A 19020-nucleotide genomic window follows, 5' to 3' on the forward strand; every position below is an offset into this window, starting at 1 on the left:
ACATTTATTTTAATCCTATTACACTTTCCTCAAATTATTATTTTAGCAAAAGCCTAGGTGCAATACCTAGGCATAATAAATACTACATCAATCCAATTAAGTGAAATACAATACCAATCAAGAATAATCCAAGTATAATTATAATTGGTGAAACTTTTTTCTTTAAAAGCCACATACAAATAAGTGTAATTATTAATCCAGCAAATCCTGGAATTAATGAATCTAAATTATTTTGTAATGTTGTAACTTTATCAGGAGTTAATGACATACCAGATGCTTGTTGTAACAATGCCTCTTTAATACCTTCAGCTCCACTTGGAAGGTTGCCCCAGTCAATATATGCCCCTTCACTTAACTTAACAGAAGATACTATTGGAGTAAATTTAACAGATACCCATCTATTAACCAATGATCCTAGTATGAACATACCAAGTATAGATGCACCCTTTGTAATATCTTGCAATAAATCTCCTGATATATCATCACTTATACGAGAACCTGCTTTATAACCAAATTCCTGTGTATACCACATAAATGCCATACGAATAGCATTCCATACAAAGAAGAATATAATTGGTCCAAGTAAACTTCCTGTCATTGCTAGTGAAGCCGCTAATGCTCCTAATATTGGTCTAACTGTAAACCAAAATACTGGATCTCCAATACCAGCTAAAGGTCCCATCATACCAACCTTAACACCTTGTATTGTTTTATCATCAATCTGCGCGCCATTTGCACGTTCTTCTTCTAACGCTAATGTTACTCCAATAACTGGCGAAGCAACATATGGATGTGTATTAAAAAATTCTAAGTGACGCTTTAATGCAGACGCTCTATCTTCTTTACTCTTATATAGTCTTTTTATTGCTGGTATCATTGCATAAGCCCAACCACCATTCTGCATTCTTTCGTAGTTCCAAGAACCTTGAAGAAAAGTTGAACGCCACCAGATAGAAATACGATCTTTTTTAGTTAATTTCAATTGTTCATTAGCCATTCTACATCCCCCCTCTATTAGTATCTATCAATAATATCGCCTATAGGATCACCAGTATTTGTTCTTCCTCCATTACCTGATCCACCTTGTTTAGAAAGTGTTAGATAAATAAGAGCTAAAGCTACCCCAATTGCTCCAAGTCCTATAAGTGTAATGTTTGTTACAGTAGCTAATACAAAACCAATTGCAAAGAATGGCCATACTTCTTTAGTTGCCATCATATTAATTACCATTGCGTATCCTACAGCAACTACCATTCCACCACCTATTGCTAAACCATCTGTAAGCCATGCTGGTATAGAATTCAATAAGCTTCCAATTGGACCTTCTCCAATAGCTAAAATCAAAATTGCTGGAATAGCTATACGAACACCTTGTAAACATATACCCAATATATGCCACATTTCAACCGCTCTGATATTTCCATCCTTTGCAGCTGAATCCATAAAGTGTGCAAATGCTGTAGCTATAGTACGACAGGCAATTGTTAATAATAATCCTGCTACAGCTAATGGAACTGCTATAGCAATTGCTGAAGTCACTCCCGCTTTTCCTTGTCCGCTAAGAACTAAAATTATTGCAGAGGCTACAGCTGCAAGAGCCGCATCTGGAGCTACAGCAGCACCAATGTTTGCCCATCCTAATGCCATCATTTGAAGTGTACCACCTAAAATTAAACATGGTACTAAATTACCTGTGACTAATCCAATTAATGTACAAGCAACTATTGGCTGATGGAATTGAAATTCATCTAATACACCTTCTATACCTGCCAAGAATGCTACTAAAATAACTAACACAATTTGAATTATATTTAAAGTCATGATTGTTCATCCTCCTTTATTTACATAATTAATTTATTTTTGTTTATTTAATTCATCTTGAGCTTTCTTTAATATTTCATCCATATTTCCTTTTGAATCACTTGGTACTTTACGCACATCAAAATCTAAACCATATCGTTTTAATTTATTAAATGTATCAATATCATCTTGATCAAACGCAAGAACCTTGTTTGGCTGAACTTTACCTATAGAATGGGCCATTGATCCAACATTTATTGTTTTTAATGGCACTCCTCCCTCTACTGCTCTAAGCACATCTTGTGGATTTTCAAAAAGTAACATAGCACGTTGTCCTCCAAAATGCTCATTATCTTTTGCAAGTTTAATCATATGATCAACAGGTACAACATGAGCCTTAACCCCTGGAGGTGCTGCTTGTTGAATTAAATTCTTACGAAGCTTATCTTTAGCAACTCCATCTGATACAACAATAATTCTTGTAGGCTGCATTGTTTTAGTCCATGCAGTTGCTACTTGTCCATGTAGTAAACGGGAATCAATACGAGCTAAAACATATTCAAATTTTCCTGGCTTTCCCACATTGGAATTTTCAACTATATTTGCAGAATCATTTTTATTATTATCTGGTTCTAATTCTTCTGGTTTTACCTTAATTCCATCTCTAGCTGAATTTAAAATATAAGCTGCAATTTCATGAGAAGAATTCATAGATAAACGTGCACCATAAGCTTCTATAAGCATAGGTAAATTCAAACCACTAACAATTGCCCATTTATCTTTGTGCTTTTCAACTAGACTATTTGCCTGATTAAATGGTGTACCACCCCAAAGATCAGCTAAAATCAAAACCTCACCTTCATTGCCAAAAGTGGCAACTGCTTTTTCAATTTTTTTCCTAATATCATCAGGACCTTCACTAGGCATTAAAGTAACAGCTTTTACATTTTCTTGTTCCCCAAAAATCATTGAACCTGATTGTAATATACCCTTAGCAAATTCTCCATGACTAGCAAGAATAATTCCTACCATCTTTATCCCTCCTATTTTTTATTTGTTACAAAAACAAAAGGCATAAACATTCAAAAAATATAATGAATAACTAATATTTGAATTATGCCAAATACCTTTACATACAAAGTTAATTAAACTATTACGATAACTTTAAAAGTGTACACTACAAATGACATACCAAATATTAAATTATTAACTACATTTATATTTTCAATGCTTATGCCTGATTGAATCAGTAACACGCTAAATATAATGTTTTTATGCAATCATTTTTCCTTTATTTTCCTGACTACGTTTTCATAATAACATACTATTTTCTTTTTTTCAATATAATAACAAATATTTTTAAAATTATTTTATGTATACAATAAATAGAATGAGTAAATAATAAAGAATAAATTAATTATTACAAAAAGGATGTGCTATTAACTTTAATGATGAATAAATTAGCTATGATATTGCTATTACCAATTCTGTTTATAGTGGGTCGTGAGAATACCCCTTTATATACATCACATAATTCAATGTTATCAAGTAAATCAGACATAGAAAAATATATAACAAAAGACGAAGTAATAACTGATAGTAATGAAGCTCTTGAAAAACTTAAAGAAGGTAACAAAAGATTCATTAATGATAAGTCACAATTAATAAATGTTACAAGCGAAAGGCGGAATCAATTAGAAGAATCTCAAAACCCATATGCAGTTATAGTTTCATGTGCTGATTCAAGAGTTACTCCATCACTTATATTTAACTGTGGACTTGGTGAAATTTTCAACATATCTATAGCTGGAAATGTAATTGATGAGGATGCTTTAGGATCAATTGAATACGGTGCGGAACATCTGCATGCTCCCCTTCTCGTTATTATGGGACATGAAAATTGTGGTGCAGTAACTGCTGCATATGATAAATTAAAAAATGGAACTGAAGCCGAAGGAAACATAAATGCTATTGTTGATAAAATATTACCAAACATAAAATACTCTAAAAATTTAAATGATGCAATAAAAGATAATATTACTGGTGTTTATAATGAGGTCTTAGAAAATAAAATAGTAAAAAATCTTGTACAACAAGGTAAACTAAAAGTAGTAAAAGCATATTATGACCTTGATGGAACTGTTGAGTTTCAGTAAGAAATTTTAGTTTTTTAATTTTCTAGCATACACTGCAATAACTACTAATTAATAATTATTATTTTTTAATATTTTTTCTGAAATATTTCAAAAAATTTTTTTAGTGCAAACCTACTTATAGAGCCAAATCCCAACGTCTATTACACCTTGAAATCACTACAAAAATTACTAAATATTTTTTTTTTGGTATATATTTCGATTTAAATCTTCCGATAGTTCATATATAATATAAAAATGATAATACTATGTACGACTAAGGAGAAATATTATGCTAATTATAAAAAGAGACAAAAGCGTAGAAGATTTTAACCCTGATAAGATTAAAAACGCCATACTAAAGGCAATGAAATTTGGAATAGGAAATATTAATGAAGATATGGCTGAAGAAATATCTATAAATATATATAATGTTTTTAAAGATGAAAAACATCCTCCTACTGTAAAACAAGTTGAGAATTTAGTTTACTACGAATTAGTAAAAAATGGATTAGAAGGAGTAGCTAAAGCTTATGAAGGCTACAGAGCCGTTCAAGAATTTAAAAGACATGAAAATACTACAGATGAAGATATTATAAGCCTTTTAAATAGCACAAATGAAGATGTATTAAAGGAAAATTCAAACAAAGATGGAAATATAGCAGCAACTCAAAGAGATTTAATAGCTGGAGAAGTAAGTAAAGATATTGCTAGACGTAAAATTCTTCCTACAAATATAGTTCAAGCTCATGATGAAGGAATAATTCATTACCATGATATGGATTATGCAATACAAAGCATACATAACTGCTGTCTTATAAACTTAGAAGACATGTTTGAAAATGGAACTGTAATCAATGATAAGCTTGTTGAAACTCCAAAAAGCTTTAGCACTGCTTGTACAGTAGCAACTCAAATCATGGCACAAGTTTCTTCAAATCAGTACGGTGGTCAAAGTATAACTATAAGACATTTAGCACCATTTTTAAGAGTAAGCTTTGATAAATACTATAAAGCATACTTAGAAAAATGTGATGAAGCATTAGCTTATGAACTTGCAACTGATAGAATGATGGAAGAATTAAAAAGCGGTGTTCAAACAATTAGATACCAACTTTCAACACTTCAAACAACTAATGGTCAAAGTCCATTTGCAACTGTATATCTTGAAATTATTGATGGTGATGAATACGAAAAAGAGCAAGCTCTTATCTGTGAAGAGATGATAAAGCAACGTCTTGAAGGAATGAAAAATTATAAAGGTCAAGAAATAGGAGAAACTTTCCCTAAACTTGTTTATGTTCTTGATGAGCACAACTGTTTAGAAGGCGGAAAATATGACTATATCACAGAACTTTGTGCTGAATGTAATGTTAAGAGACTTGTTCCTGATTATCAATCTGCAAAGATAATGCGTAAAAATTATGAAGGATGTAACTTCCCTCCAATGGGATGTAGATCTCACCTTTCACCATACAAAGATGAAAATGGTGAATATAAATGGTATGGAAGATTCAATCAAGGTGTTATAAGCCTTAACCTTCCTCAAATAGCTATTATAGCTAATAAGGATATGGATATTTTCTGGTCATTATTAGATGAAAGATTAGAATTATGTAAAGAAGCATTACTTTACAGACATAAATTACTTTTAGGAACTAAATCTGATGTAAGTCCAATCCACTGGCAATACGGAGCTTTAGGACGTCTAAAAAAAGGTGAGCCAATAGATAAACTTCTTAAGAACAATTACTCTACTCTATCATTAGGATATGTTGGTGTATGCGAAATGACATATGCAATGCTTGGTGTAAGTCATACTACTAAAGAAGGAGAAAAATTTGCTTTAGATGTAATGAAATACATGAGAAAGAAATGTGATGAGTGGAAAGAAGAATATAACTTAGGATTTGGACTTTATGGAACTCCTGCTGAAAATCTTATATATAGATTTGCAAAATTAGATAAAAAGAAATTTGGTGAAATTAAAAATGTAACTGATAAAATGTACTACACTAACAGCTATCATGTTCATGTTACAGAAGAAATTGATGCTTTTGACAAGCTTACATTTGAAAGCCAATTCCATGAAATAAGTAGTGGTGGATGTATATCTTACGTTGAAGTTCCTAACTTAAGTAAGAACTTAGATGCAGTTAAATCAATAATTAACTTTATATATCACAATGTACAATATGCAGAAATAAATACAAGACCAGATGTATGTTACAAATGTGGATTTACTGGTGAAATACAAAATGATGACGATTTACACTGGTACTGTCCTAACTGCGGTAATAGAGATGAAAGCGAAATGCAAGTTATGAGAAGAACATGTGGATATATAGGTTCATCTTACTGGAGTAAAGGAAGAACTGCTGAAATCAAAGAAAGAGTTCTACATCTTTAAAGTTTATGCGTTGCCACTTTTGGCAACGCTATAAATATATATAAAGATAGGGAGATCAAAGTATATGTATTATTCAAAAATTAAAGTTAATGATGTTGCTAATGGACCAGGCCTAAGAATAAGTTTATTCACATCTGGATGTAATCATCACTGCAAAGGCTGTTTCCAGCCTGAAACTTGGTGTTTCACCAATGGAGAACCTTATACTCAAGAAGTTCAAAACAGTATAATTGAAAAAAGCCGTGGTAAATATATAGCTGGATTATCACTTCTTGGTGGTGATCCACTTGATAATGTAGATGGAATACTAGGATTATTAAAAGAATACAGAGATACTTTTGGTGATACTAAAACCATATGGCTATGGACTGGATATTTATTCGAGGAAGTCATAAATGATGAGCGTATGTCAAAAGTACTACCTTTTTTAGATGTTATTGTAGACGGTGAATTTATAGAAGCACAAAAGGATATTACTTTAAAATATATGGGTAGCGCTAATCAAAGAGTTATAGATGTACCAAAAACTTTGAAAACTGGTGAAATAATATTACTTGATTATTAATATATAAATTAAGGGCATTGATTAACTCAATGCCCTTTAGCTATTTATTGTATAAATATTCTCAATTACACATATACTAATTTATCTTTAAAGCGCTTGTCCTAATAACTACTATTTAAATAAATGCTTCTTAAAGAAATCAAAAACTTTTTGTAAGTAAGGTTTTTGAACATAATCCTTTTCAAAGTATATTTCATGTTTAGAATTTTCTACTTTTTCAAGTGTACAGTTTTTAGCATATTTAGCAAAGTCATTTTGTCCCTTTGGTCTTACTAAATCATCTCTATCTGCTTGAAATAATAATACTGGTGTTTTAACTTTAGAAGCCTTTTTCTTACTTGTGATTTCTCTTGTCGCACTTAGGCTTTCAGCTAACCATTTATAACTTCCGCCCCCCTTTTGGAATTCAGTATTTTCTTTCTTTATTTCACTTATATAATTATAACGATTTTCACATGATGTTGATGCAGATTCAAATCCATGTTTATCGTTATAAGGTTCTTGACCTGCTGCATATTTACCACCTTGTCCAAATAGAACTGCTACCTTTGAAATTACTAGTGCTAAATCTTCTGGAATATTTCCTGTATTAATTTGAAGCATTGGACTGCTTAAAACTGCTGAATCAAAATATTTTGGGTTATCTTCTAAGAACTTAGCTCCAATTCCTCCCCCCATTGAGTGAGCATATAAGAATACTTTCTTGCCATCAGAATTTGGCATTACAATTTTATTCATGAAAGTTTTTAAATCCTTAACATAATCATTAAAATCATTTACGTGAATTTGACTTGGATCTTTTACTCCAAGAGAACCAGATCTTCCGTGACCTCTATGTTCAATTCCAAATACATTGTATCCATTCTTTAAGAAATAATAAATCATTTCATTATATTTTTCTAAGTTTTCAGTAAATCCATGACTAATAACTATATTTCCAACATCATCAGAATTATAGTATTTTTCATAATATAATTGTGCATTATCAACACCAGTTATGTATCCTGTTTCTTTTCTGCTATCTATATACGGTTCTACTATATTTTTCATATCTTCTACATAGTTATCTTCTGATATATGTATATCATCTAAGTTTATGTTTAAATAATCTACATTAGAATCAATATTTACAGAAACTGCTGCTTGAGTAGTAACATAGTCATCTACTTCCTCCATTACTGAAGCAACTTCTTCTTCTGAATCATAATTTTCATATTCTAAATTGATGTTGTTCATACCTTTTATTATTTCATTAAGCATTTCTTTTTCGCTTAATGATAGTACTTCATCATTATCAATTTGTTCAATAATTTGTTCAATCGAAACATTTTCTCCTAATTCAGCTGCATTTACTTTTTCTACTAATGAGAAAGTTGAAGGACCAAATAACTGAGAAGATACAACAGCACCAGCTATTAATAATCTAATTTTGTTTTTTTTCATTTTAGCTTCCACCCTATTACATTTTTTATAATTTAATTACAATATTACCAAATAAGTATAATGTAACAACAAAAAATCAACATTTTTTACTAAAAATATATATTTTTTCAATAATTTATAACAAAATCAAATTTTAGTCCTTATCTTTTTCATTTTATTATAAATATATACAATCAATTAGCATTTTCATAATTATTCAAAGCCATATATCACTTTAAGATATCAGTTTTAATTATATCTTCCATTTTTTCAGGTTCTTCAAACAATGGACTATGTGTAGAATTTTTACATAAATCAATTTAATTGTAGTCTTTTTTGTTCATTATATAGCCTGCTACAGCACCTACTATACCACCTAATATATGAGTTAAATTAGCTACATTATCATTTATAAATATGCCATCATATATTTGTCCTCCTATATATATGACTGCCACAAAAATTAAAGTAAGCGGAACTTCTCCTTCTTTAATTCTTGTAAAAGAAGATAATAAAATTAATGCAAATACTATTCCACTTGCACCAAGAAGCCTTGTATAAGGGAAAAATACATAATTTACAATTCCAGTAACAATAGCTGTTGATGCAATTACAATGCTCATATTAAGTGAACCATATTTTTCTTCTAATAATGGCCCAACTATTAATATCAATGTTATATTTCCTATAAAGTGATCCCACCCTGCATGACCAAAAACATGACCGATGAATCGTACATATGTAAATAAACTTCCTAATGATGACCTATAGACACTAAACAATAAATAATTAGTTAATCCTCTTGTGATTATATTTAATATATATGCTACAAAGCAGATTATAGAAAATGTTAAAATCACAGGTGAATTAAAAGATATTTTTATCTTTCTACTCACAACCTTATCCTCCTAATTTTTTTATTTTATTATACCATTTATTTTTAAAACCTTAATATTTTTACATGCAATACTTATAAATAATCATCCTAAAAAGTAAAAAAACCTATGCAAATCATATTATTATGATTCCATAGGTTCTTTAGAATATTTGAATTCTTTAAATAACTAATAATATTTATTTTAACCTTAGTATCTTCCAGTATAGCATACCTCTTCAGGTACTAGCTTTTCTCCACATTTTTCTTTAATATATTCCTTTAACTTAATAATATCTGGCTCAGCTTTACCTTTAACATTACATTTTAAACTCATTTCATTTTTTGAAGGATCATATACCATATAAGCATCTGCTTTACTAATACCTTCGAAATCATCCAATGTCCTTTCTAATTTTCCTAAATCATAATAAATACGCCCATGACTTCCATCAGTAAGAACTGTTCTTCCGTCATTTTCTAAAAAGTCTAATGTACCATCTGGCAATATTCTTGCTATTTTATCTGTACGATACAATGTTCCTGGTCCATATGGATTTTCTATTGAATCACTATAGAAGTTTGGTCTATGATTCATAATATATAATGGTCCCCATGCTCCATATGGTTTTTTATTATAACCTTCATCAAGTATATAAGCTTTAACTCTCTCTCTATTTTCTAACCCTGGAAGCATTTCATATCCTGCCTCATTATTTACTTCCTGTCCATCAACAAAATAATGCTTTGGATATACACTTTCAGGTAGATGCTTTTTAAGTCTTCTTACTGATCTTTCTTCTAGCATTGCATTTAATATACTCTCATAACAGTTTAAGAATATTTCAAGTTGACTTCTATCAAATCTGTTTTCCCAATAACGTAATTCATAATAATATCCCTTATTATCATACATAACTTGTAAATGGAATGGTAAAGAATCAAGTTGTAATCTTATTCTTTCTGCCTTTGCATCACCAATCTTATTTATATCTATTATATCACCTTGGAATTGGAAGAACATTTCTCCCTCACGTGGTGTAGATACAAAACATCTCATTGTATTCATTATCTGCTTACTTGACTTGTGTAAAAGTTCAGATACTCTTTCATGCGGAACTTGAGTAAATCTAAAATAATAAGTTAAGAATAAAGGACCTGCAAGTCTTGCCCATCTATTATCAGTTCTTCCTCCATGGATACTTGTACAAAATACATCTTTCTCATCACTAAATAATCCAATACAATAATTAAATGCAGTCAAAAATATTGTATTTTCTGATATTCCATTTTCTTTACAGTAATATAAAATTTTCTTTCTTACTGTATTATCAAATCTCTTTCTAATGAATGCATTTACTCCAGATGTACAATCTTCTTTTTCCTTTTTATTTAATATGCTTCTTCTCATCTTTAGACCATCCATAAGATTATCAAAGTAAGCTGCATCTTTAGCTCTTATTCCTAGTTCCTCACGCATTTGATCATCTAATATATATTCATAAAATGTATATGATTCCTTTTCTACTGGCTCATTGCAGTAAAATTTATTTACATCTTCTATTAAAATATTCATTGTAATTCCATCAGCTGCAATATGAGCTACATCAAACAATAAATATTTTGAAGTTTCAGTTTTGAATATAGCAATATGAAATAAATTATCATCAGCAGTATACTCAAATGGTACTAATATTTCTTTTTTTCTTAATTCCCATTCTTCATCACTAAGATTTATTATTGGAATATCAATTTTTCTTGAGTCATCTCTAAATACCTTATATATCCCATCTTCTTTTTTGATAATTGCTTTTAATCCTGGATGGGCATCAATTGTATCTTCAATTGCTTTTTTCAGCCTAACAAGATCAATACTATTGTCTAACTTAAATGTAAAAGGTAGATTTCCAGTTGTATTACCTTTTATAATATAAGCAAAATATTTCTGCATATTAGTAAGTGGATATACTTTTCTTATACTATAATCAACTTTACATTCTTCCTTTTTACCATTTAGGAATTCTTCAAGTTTTAATACTGTATTGTTTTCCATTAAATCATTAAAGGTTATAGTCTTTTCAAACTTATCATGAAGCTCCTCTATAAGCATTACACTACCAAAAGAATCTAGTCCACATTCATAAAGATTGCTGTCTATACCAAACTTACTATTTCCAATCACTTCTGCAACACTATCATAAATTTTTTGCTGAATATCATTTTCAGGCATATGAAGGCTACTTGCGATTTCCTCTTCTACTTTTTTATTATCAAAATATTTTTCACGTATTATCTTTTTTGATGATGTCTTTTCAAACGGATTCTTTCTAACTGTACATCTTACTATTTTTTTATAAGAAGGAACTCCAATATTATGCCTGCTTATAATTTTTTGTATTTCTCCTTCAATATCATTTATCCCTTGAACTAAAGCATATTCAAAATTAGGATAAACTTCAGCCGCTATTATATCATCTGTACCATAAACTAAAATATCTCCAATAAGTTCTTCATCAGCAAAGTCATTTTCTATTAATTCCGGAGATACATTTTCACCATTGCTTAAAATAATCAGATTCTTTTTACGTCCAGTTAAATAAAGAAAGTTTTCATCATCTACATACCCAATATCTCCTGTTTTTAAATATCCATCTTCAGTTATAGCTTCTGCAGTTTTTTCTGGTTCCTTATAATATCCCATCATAACAGAAGGACTTTTAACTTGTATTTCTCCATCAACGATCCTTACATCACATCCATCAACAACTTTTCCAACTGAATCTATCTTATCAGGTCTACTAAATACTGGTGCTGAAATCTTAGGTGAACATTCTGACATTCCATACCCCTGTCCAATAGAAATACCTAATTTTAAAAATTTATCTGCTAATGTTTTAGGAAGATATCCTCCTCCACTTACAATTCTATGTAATCTACTTCCTAAAACACTTTCCTTTATTTCTTCCATTGATTTTTCTGGATTTTTTGTAGCTGTTATTGAAATTTTATTGTAAAGAACTTTTGCCATCATTGGTACCATTCTTATTTCTGTAGGCTGAAATAATTGAATATTATGAAACATTTTTGACAATGGGCCATTTAGACATACTGTCATCCCATACCGCATACTTATTAAAATATCACCATTTAAACAGAAAACATGATGCATAGGTAATACATTCAAACAAACTTCATTATTGTTTGGATTTTCTTCAGTAGTACAGAATGTATTATCAATAAGATTTCCATGGGAAAGCATTACCCCTTTGCCCCTACCTGTTGTACCAGATGTAAATATAATTATTGCACAATCTTCTGGTTTTGCATCTGATATAAAAATGTTATCTGAACATTTATCTAAAATATTTTGAACACACTCTACATGCTCTCTATGCTGAATACATATAAATTGCTTAATATTTTTACATTTTTGCCTTATAACACTTACTTGTGAAATAAAGTCCCAATCATAAAATATAATATCTACATCTGATCGGTCTAAATGATCAGCTAAATCTTCTTTACTAAGATTAACATCCAAAAGAGCTGCAACTCCACCAGCACTAACTGTTCCCATTAAAGTAGTAAGATATAAATAGCTACTAGTTCCTAAAATACCTACATGAACTCTATGTCCAATTTCTTTATTTTTCTTTTCTATCCATGTTGACATAGCATCACATTCCAATGCAAACTCCGCATAACTTTTTTCATATATAAGATCATCTTTTTCATATCTTAATAAAGCTCTATCACCATATTCTATTGCGCAATTTTGTACTAAATCATAAAGTGTTTTTGTATTTTCTGATGTAATCATAACTCTCTACCTCTTTTACATTAATTTTATTAATATTCATTTAATTCGCAATACGAAATATAAATGCAAAATTTTAATTCGCAATACGAAATATGTATCAAAATTTATTTTGCATTACGAAATATTTATCTAAAAAAAAATTCTTGTTTCGTAATGCGAAATATTTAATTATATATATGTCATTAGTAAAATATACAAAAAATCACTATATCTTATAACTTTTAAAATAACTTAAATATCAGTACTGTTGGAATATGATAATACTATCTTTAATAATCTTATTAATTCCTTAGTATCTTCTTTGCTTAAAATTTTAAATAGACCTTTATATTCACTTTCAATATAATTTCTCTTTTCTTCAGCTTCACTTCTGCCTGTATCTGTTATAGACACATAAACCCTTCTTTTATCTTCTTCATCTCTGTATCTTGTTATAAACTTTTTATTTTCAAGGCTCTTAAGTATATCTGTCATTCTCCCTGGTACTACATGAAGTTGTTCTGAAAGCATTCCTGCGGTTACATTATCTTGTATAAATTCAAGGTACCTCAAAACACCATACTCCCCTCTTATGCTGTCTTGAACTGTACGATTGATTCTTCTGTTTAAAAATTCTGCAAGAAGGTCGTAAAGTTCATCACCTAAATCTTCGTATTTCATTTCATCCTCCAAAATGGAATTTTTATATTCTTATTATAACTAATAATATTATTTTTACCTTTTTTTGTCAACAGGAATTTATTATAGAAATAAAAATAGTATAGTAACTACTAAAACAACATAATTACTATACCAAATCTACTATACATATCTTTTTATTTTTCTTCTCCTGGAAAAACTAATCCACATTTTTTTCTAGCAGTATCCTGAACTTCTGTAACTATAAGACTATGATCAAGCATCTTATAACACTTTTCATAATCTTTTTTATTAATCATATCTACAAATTCTATAAATTCATTAATCATTCTATGATTATGATTATTTTCATTTATGATTTCTGTTTTACCGTAATTCATAATTAATTCAAATTCATCACACGAGTTTGCAGGATATTTTTGATGTATGCAACCTTTATTCCCTTGAATATTATAAGCTATAGGAGCTTTACAATCCTTAGCCCCTATACATATGCATTTCGTATTATCATATTCTAATATTAAAATTCCCGATGTATCTATACCTCTTTCAATATTAGGATAATACTCAACATTTTTAGGTTTTCCAAATAATCCAACAACATAATGAATATTATATATATTTAAATCCATAAGTGCCCCACCTGCATATTCCGGACTAAATACTGGAAATTTTTCTCCTGCTTTAAATCTATCATATCTGCTTGAATACTGTGAGAAATTACATTGAACTATCTTTATATCACCAAGTTTAGGTATAAGCTCTTTTATCTTTTTATAGTTAGGTAAATATTCTGTAGTTATTGCTTCAAATATAAACAATTTCTTTTGTCTTGCAATTGCACTTAACTCTAAAGCTTCTTTATATGTAGTTGTTATAGGTTTTTCAATTATTACATTTTTACCTGCTTCTAATGCCTTTTTAGCAAACTCATAGTGAAGATTATTTGGCACTGCTACATATATAGTATCAACATCACTATTTATCATTTCATCATTATCAAAGTAAAAATTTTTTATACCATATTTTTCTTGAAACTCTTTAAACAACTCTCTGTTATGCTCTCTTCCTGTAATTGCTGTTAATTCAAGTCCTTCAATCTCATGTGCTATTGTTAAGAATTCTTTTACAATCATTCCTGCTCCAATTATGCCTAGTTTCATCTTTATTCCTCCATAATAAACATATTGTATTAAGATTATTATAATAGTATTTATTTCTTTTCTACAACATAAAATAAAAAAGTCCCTTGGATTATATCTATATCCAAAGGACTTGATTTATTTATTTATTACAAACAATTTAATATTTAAATTATATATTATTTAATTTCAATAAGTTCGTTATTTAATAAAATGTTGTCATCTTTACTTAATTGTTTATAATTTGATTCTATAACAGCTTTTTTCAAAGAAAGTTCTATTATTTTTTCATCATATAATTTTTTAATAATTTCATTCACTACTTTAGCTATACATGATACTACAATAATAGTAACAATACATACTACTACATCAACAATAATATTATTAATTGCCCTTCCACTTAATACTCCATTTGTTACTTGTGGACTTATTTTAGTAAATGCAGAATATAAAGAAAAAAGAATTATTAATACCTTTATGACTTTAACTATTTTAGATGAAATGTTATTTTCCCTTTCTTCTTTAGCCTTACCCATAAGAATATCACATGTTTTTCCTAGGCTGTCTAATCTTATAATCTTTTGATTTACATCTTTATATTCTTGTAAATCAAAATTAATATCTTGTTGCATATCCTTTACCTTATTCCCATATTCATTATACTGAGAATCAGTATGCTCCATAACACTTTTTGCAAAAATATTCATTTTCTTTCCCTCCAAGTACAAAAATTATGTCATTATTTGCACTTATAAGTATAACACTTTTTTTTAAATTATCACTATACTATTAGTATATTTTTTAAATATATATATTATGACTTATTTATAAACCCTTATATGATAATTTTTTTATAGAAATTATAAAATATAAAATATCATCGTTACCACTAATGGCAATGATGATATTTAATAATTTTCACTATTATTAATATAATAAATATATGCTATTCTGGATAAATTAATCTCTCATCTGAGATATTTTCAAGCACTTCATCTATATATTTTTTAGCAATATAACGTGCCATTGGTAAATTCATATCTAAGTAATTTCCACAGTCTTTTGCTGATGCCCCTGGTACTTCACCTTCAAAAGTAGATATAAATTTATACATTCTCTTAATAAGAGATATTATATCTTTAGATTCATAATCTCCTGCAAGTACTAAATAAAATCCTGTTCTGCAACCCATAGGTCCAAAGTATATTACTCTATCTTTATACTCTTCATCATTTCTTAAAAATGTTGCTCCAAGATGTTCTACAGTATGCACTTCTGCAGTATTCATCACTGGCTCACGATTAGGTGCTGTCATACGTAAGTCAAATGTTGTAATTATGTTACCACTAACATTATCCTTTCTTGAAACATATACCCCTGGTAATAATTTTATATGATCTATTGTAAAACTAGCTATTTTTTTCACTTCTGACTACATCTCCTTTATTATTTTTTTATTGCTTTTTAATATTCATTGCTTAATAAATTTACAATTTATTACCATTATAAATTTATTACATATAAAAATCTATAAAATAATCAATTTTTTTCTAAAAAAATCCCATCTCATATTATTATGAGATGGAATTCATTATTTATTTCTTTTTATTCTTAAAATAAAATATAGAGGCTACTGCTGCACATAAAGTTAATATACTACATACAAATAATCCTATTTTTTTATCTTTTACAGATTGTTCATTATCGTTTTGTAATTCTAAAACATGTGAATCATTCTTTTTGTTTGCATTTTCTATATCTGTTGCATTTTTATCTTCAATATCTTTATCTGCATCAGAAGCTTCAGCTAAATTATTTTCATCAGTTTCTTGTTCCTTAATCTCTGAATTACCAGAATTATTATTATTTATTTTATCATCTGAAATTACATTATTACTTTCTTGACTATTATTAGATCCACCAAATATATTATTAATAGTATTTGTAATCTTATCTATAAAACTTCCACCAGATGAACTTTCTGATGATACTTCTCCATTATTAGTTATATCTTGTGATGGCATGTTATTATCACCTGCAGAATTATCTAAATCACTTGAATCTCCACTGTTATTGTTATTATTACCAACGTTATTATTTGAATTATCTATGTAATTATTCATAACATTTAATAATTCAACTTTAGACTTGTCAATTCTTATTGATATATAGTACTCATTTTCTCTATTACTATTAAACATTCTAGTAATTCTTGCAGACTTTTTACCTAACTTAAATGTAAAAACTTTATAAGTATCATATTCTTCTACTTTTGTTTCTTTTATTCCAAGAGTCTCTATATTGTCAAGAAATTCTTTAAACTCTACTGGAGATATATCTTTAACTTCAACTAATAAAGGTTTTTCACTTGTTCCTTCACCACTTATAGGTGTAACAACTTCTTTATCTATAATACTCTCTATTACTTCTGGAAGTATAAAATCTTTATCTCCTGAATTATCACTTCCATTATTATCACTACTACTATTATTGTTACTACTTCCACTACTGCTATTGTTGTTATTTACATCACCAGTATTACCATTGTTACTACTATCACCGTTATTACTATTATTATCGTTATTATTATCTTTAATATCTAAATTATTTTGTTCTATATAAGTATTTAAAATATTTAATAGTTCAACTTTAGATTTATCAACTCTTACTGACATATAATACTCATTTTCAATATTTTCATCAACCATTGAAGTAGTTCTTAAAGATTTTTTACCTAGTTTAAGTGTAAGAGTCTTATAAGTATCGTCCTCTTTTACTTTGCCTTCTTTTACTTCAAGACCTTTTTCATCTATACTATTAAGAAATCTTACAAACTGCTCTGAATTTACATCCTTAACTTCAACCAATAAAGGTGCAGTACTTGTCCCGTTCCCACTTATAGTTGTAACTACTTCCTTATCTACAATGCTTTCTATTATTTCTGGAATTGTATAATCTTTATCTCCTGAACCATCTGGAACTATAGGATTATTGTTTCCTGGATTATCTGGTTGGTCAGGCTTAGAATCATCTTCTTCGATCTTTTCATTAACTATTAATTTTCTCTCTGCTGTAACAGTATTATTAAATCTATCTGTAGCAGAATAAATTATAGTATATTCTCCAGCTGTATTAATATCATATTCACCATAAATATTAAGCTTTAGATTTCTTCCCATATAATCTTTTGCGGTAATTCCTTCTTCAAGATTAAATTCTTCACCTATAAAGATTTCAATAGGAGTTTCAGTTCCATATATAACAGGCTGAGATATATCTTCATTTGTAATCTGTTCAACTACAACAACTGTTTCAAGTTTAGTAGTTATTCCTGATGAATCAGTTGCAGTACATACTATTTTATATGAACCAGCTTTCTTATTATCAATTTCCCCTGTATATTCTATTTTTTCAATTTCATTTCCATCTGCATCAAATGCTTCAACATAATCATTTATGTTGAATACAGTTCCTTTTGATATTATTATCTGATTATTAACTACTGAAGAGATATCCTTAAATTTTATAATAGGCTCATCTTTTATAGAAAGCTTCTCATCACTTGGATTTACTATATTTTCGCCAGCCACTCTCTTGTTTGTAGAATAAGTTACATAGCTATAAGCTTCTCCATCTACTACGTTTGGTACAACTGTATATGTTCCATCATTTGATTTAAATATCCTATCTAAAATAGATTCGTCCTTTGATACATCAATTTCACATAATTCTATTCTTCCACCATCAGAATTAAGAGCCTCTTTTGATACAATAAATAAATCTAATACTTTACCACTGCTATCAATTTTATAGTTTGTCTGTATTTTGTTTGATCCATTTTCATCATTATTTTCTGACCCAATTAACCACTTAATTGAATCTTTTTCAAACTTCACATTTCCTTTATCTATCTTCACACTTAATTGAAGTGATTTTGCTAAATCACCAAAATTACTTAAATATATTTTAACCGTATCTCTATCCTGCTTTTCAACATTAAGTTCTATAGAATTTCCATCTACATTCCTATGCTGTTTAGCATTTGTAACATATAAAGTTCCTCCTGCAATAGTCATTGATACTATTGCCATTGACGCAAGTATCTTAACTTTTAATTTTACCTTTTTCATTTGCTGCTCCTTTATGCTTTTTTAATATTAAGCGTAATAATTATGATTATGAAAAAACATAATATTACACTTAATATTCATAC

Annotated in this window: 14 protein-coding genes; 3 read left to right on the forward strand and 11 right to left on the reverse strand. The window is 28.8% G+C overall.

The features are described from left to right. Positions 1 to 82: 82 nt before the first annotated feature. Genes HF850_RS03085 through HF850_RS03095 form a run of 3 tightly spaced genes read right to left on the reverse strand, consistent with a single transcriptional unit; the run spans position 83 to position 2832 of the window. The gene (locus HF850_RS03085; protein ID WP_169104017.1) at positions 83 to 997 is read right to left on the reverse strand and encodes a PTS system mannose/fructose/sorbose family transporter subunit IID; all 915 of its coding nucleotides are present in this window, start codon (positions 995 to 997) and stop codon (positions 83 to 85) included. Between the two features lie 17 nt (positions 998 to 1014). Beyond that, complete coding sequence (locus HF850_RS03090; RefSeq protein ID WP_169104018.1) at positions 1015 to 1821, reverse strand: PTS mannose/fructose/sorbose transporter subunit IIC; 807 nt, start codon at positions 1819 to 1821, stop codon at positions 1015 to 1017. Between the two features lie 33 nt (positions 1822 to 1854). Beyond that, on the reverse strand, positions 1855 to 2832 hold the full coding sequence (locus HF850_RS03095; RefSeq protein WP_169104019.1) for a mannose/fructose/sorbose PTS transporter subunit IIA: 978 nt from the start codon (positions 2830 to 2832) through the stop codon (positions 1855 to 1857). 416 nt (positions 2833 to 3248) lie between these two features. Between HF850_RS03095 and HF850_RS03100 the strand changes: the two genes are divergently transcribed. The 3 genes from HF850_RS03100 (at position 3249) to nrdG (ending at position 6907) form a co-directional block, all read left to right on the forward strand. Beyond that, a complete protein-coding gene (locus tag HF850_RS03100) occupies positions 3249 to 3956 on the forward strand; it encodes a carbonic anhydrase (protein WP_206151576.1) in 708 nt (235 codons plus the stop codon). Between the two features lie 268 nt (positions 3957 to 4224). Continuing rightward, positions 4225 to 6342: an anaerobic ribonucleoside-triphosphate reductase gene (gene nrdD / locus HF850_RS03105; protein ID WP_169104021.1), complete on the forward strand. Its 2118-nt coding sequence runs from the start codon at positions 4225 to 4227 to the stop codon at positions 6340 to 6342. 64 nt (positions 6343 to 6406) lie between these two features. Continuing rightward, positions 6407 to 6907 (forward strand): anaerobic ribonucleoside-triphosphate reductase activating protein, encoded by a 501-nt coding sequence (nrdG, locus tag HF850_RS03110; protein WP_169104022.1) that lies wholly within the window; start codon positions 6407 to 6409, stop codon positions 6905 to 6907. Between the two features lie 111 nt (positions 6908 to 7018). On the opposite strand, the gene HF850_RS03115 is transcribed toward nrdG, so the two are convergent. The 8 genes from HF850_RS03115 to HF850_RS03150 all read right to left on the reverse strand — a co-directional run bounded on the left by HF850_RS03115 (position 7019) and on the right by HF850_RS03150 (position 18937). Then, positions 7019 to 8350: an alpha/beta hydrolase gene (locus HF850_RS03115; RefSeq protein ID WP_243159375.1), complete on the reverse strand. Its 1332-nt coding sequence runs from the start codon at positions 8348 to 8350 to the stop codon at positions 7019 to 7021. A gap of 299 nt (positions 8351 to 8649) precedes the next feature. Next, positions 8650 to 9225 carry a rhomboid family intramembrane serine protease gene (locus HF850_RS03120; RefSeq protein ID WP_169104023.1) on the reverse strand — a complete coding sequence of 192 codons (576 nt, stop codon included), beginning with the start codon at positions 9223 to 9225 and terminating at the stop codon, positions 8650 to 8652. Between the two features lie 189 nt (positions 9226 to 9414). Next, complete coding sequence (locus HF850_RS03125) at positions 9415 to 13023, reverse strand: AMP-binding protein (RefSeq protein WP_169104024.1); 3609 nt, start codon at positions 13021 to 13023, stop codon at positions 9415 to 9417. Positions 13024 to 13254: 231 nt separating this feature from the next. Further along, positions 13255 to 13683: a MarR family transcriptional regulator gene (locus HF850_RS03130; RefSeq protein ID WP_169104025.1), complete on the reverse strand. Its 429-nt coding sequence runs from the start codon at positions 13681 to 13683 to the stop codon at positions 13255 to 13257. A 155-nt stretch (positions 13684 to 13838) separates the two neighbouring features. Continuing rightward, positions 13839 to 14825 carry a Gfo/Idh/MocA family oxidoreductase gene (locus tag HF850_RS03135; protein WP_169104026.1) on the reverse strand — a complete coding sequence of 329 codons (987 nt, stop codon included), beginning with the start codon at positions 14823 to 14825 and terminating at the stop codon, positions 13839 to 13841. A gap of 158 nt (positions 14826 to 14983) precedes the next feature. Continuing rightward, positions 14984 to 15514 (reverse strand): hypothetical protein, encoded by a 531-nt coding sequence (locus tag HF850_RS03140; RefSeq protein WP_169104027.1) that lies wholly within the window; start codon positions 15512 to 15514, stop codon positions 14984 to 14986. A 239-nt stretch (positions 15515 to 15753) separates the two neighbouring features. Continuing rightward, a complete protein-coding gene (locus HF850_RS03145; RefSeq protein WP_169104028.1) occupies positions 15754 to 16233 on the reverse strand; it encodes an S-ribosylhomocysteine lyase in 480 nt (159 codons plus the stop codon). A 169-nt stretch (positions 16234 to 16402) separates the two neighbouring features. After that, positions 16403 to 18937 (reverse strand): immunoglobulin-like domain-containing protein, encoded by a 2535-nt coding sequence (locus HF850_RS03150; RefSeq protein WP_169104029.1) that lies wholly within the window; start codon positions 18935 to 18937, stop codon positions 16403 to 16405. Between the last annotated feature and the right edge of the window lie 83 nt (positions 18938 to 19020).

The organism is Clostridium sp. SM-530-WT-3G (assembly GCF_012843905.1).
Classification (GTDB): Bacteria; Bacillota; Clostridia; order Clostridiales; family Clostridiaceae; genus Clostridium.

Coding starts and splice junctions, on each gene's coding strand:
- HF850_RS03130 (WP_169104025.1), bottom strand. CDS start 13,683: ATGAAATACGAAGATTTAGGTGATGAACTTTACGACCTTCTTGCAGAA.
- HF850_RS03150 (WP_169104029.1), bottom strand. CDS start 18,937: ATGAAAAAGGTAAAATTAAAAGTTAAGATACTTGCGTCAATGGCAATA.
- nrdG (WP_169104022.1), top strand. CDS start 6,407: ATGTATTATTCAAAAATTAAAGTTAATGATGTTGCTAATGGACCAGGC.
- HF850_RS03140 (WP_169104027.1), bottom strand. CDS start 15,514: ATGAATATTTTTGCAAAAAGTGTTATGGAGCATACTGATTCTCAGTAT.
- HF850_RS03085 (WP_169104017.1), bottom strand. CDS start 997: ATGGCTAATGAACAATTGAAATTAACTAAAAAAGATCGTATTTCTATC.
- HF850_RS03115 (WP_243159375.1), bottom strand. CDS start 8,350: ATGAAAAAAAACAAAATTAGATTATTAATAGCTGGTGCTGTTGTATCT.
- HF850_RS03125 (WP_169104024.1), bottom strand. CDS start 13,023: ATGATTACATCAGAAAATACAAAAACACTTTATGATTTAGTACAAAAT.
- HF850_RS03090 (WP_169104018.1), bottom strand. CDS start 1,821: ATGACTTTAAATATAATTCAAATTGTGTTAGTTATTTTAGTAGCATTC.
- nrdD (WP_169104021.1), top strand. CDS start 4,225: ATGCTAATTATAAAAAGAGACAAAAGCGTAGAAGATTTTAACCCTGAT.
- HF850_RS03095 (WP_169104019.1), bottom strand. CDS start 2,832: ATGGTAGGAATTATTCTTGCTAGTCATGGAGAATTTGCTAAGGGTATA.
- HF850_RS03135 (WP_169104026.1), bottom strand. CDS start 14,825: ATGAAACTAGGCATAATTGGAGCAGGAATGATTGTAAAAGAATTCTTA.
- HF850_RS03100 (WP_206151576.1), top strand. CDS start 3,249: ATGATGAATAAATTAGCTATGATATTGCTATTACCAATTCTGTTTATA.